This window comes from Neobacillus paridis, from assembly GCF_016765675.1.
Taxonomy (GTDB): domain Bacteria; phylum Bacillota; class Bacilli; order Bacillales; family Cytobacillaceae; genus Neobacillus; species Neobacillus paridis.
Genome location: NZ_JAESWB010000104.1, coordinates 1 through 558 on the forward strand (window position 1 = coordinate 1; position 558 = coordinate 558).

At 69.0% G+C, this 558-nt stretch carries 1 protein-coding gene; it reads right to left on the reverse strand.

Annotated elements, in window-relative coordinates; all coding sequences use genetic code 11:
* On the reverse strand, window positions 1–512 hold a 512-nt coding region (locus JK635_RS28090), incomplete at its 3' end, for a rhomboid family intramembrane serine protease (RefSeq protein ID WP_202653124.1).
* Window positions 513–558 lie beyond the last annotated feature (46 nt).

Consider the following 558-nt stretch of genomic DNA (forward strand, 5'->3'; position numbering starts at 1 on the left):
ACCGCGCCGGAGGCGCCGACCGCGGTGCCATGCTGCGCTGAGAAATGCAGGCTGAGCGCGCTGCCAGCCAGGCCGGCGCCGAGATAGAGCAGCAAGAACCGCCGGCTGCCGTACACCCGCTCCACCGTCGGGCCGGTGCATAACAGGCCGGCCATGTTCATCGTCAGGTGCATCAGGCCGCTGTGCAGGAACACCGCGGTGAGCAGGCGCCACCACTGGCCGCGCTGCACTTCGGAGGCCGCATTGCCACCCCATGTCAGCATCTTTTCCGCTGGCGCCTGCAGCAGCGCGGCGCCCGAGGCCAGCGTCAGCAGCCAGACCGCGACATTGAGCAGGACCAGCGCATAACTGACCCATGGCTGGCGCGCCAGCGCCTGGCGCCGGTTGGCAAAGGCAGCTGCCGCGCCTGGCTGCCGCGCCGCATCGGCGCCCTTGCCTTCCTGGTCCGGCGTGGACGCGGGCGGATGGAGCGGTGCGGACTGTGCTAAATGCCTATCCTGAAATGGTTCCACGGTATGTCGTCGATGCGACCCTGGGTGCGTTGGACGGAACTGGCGC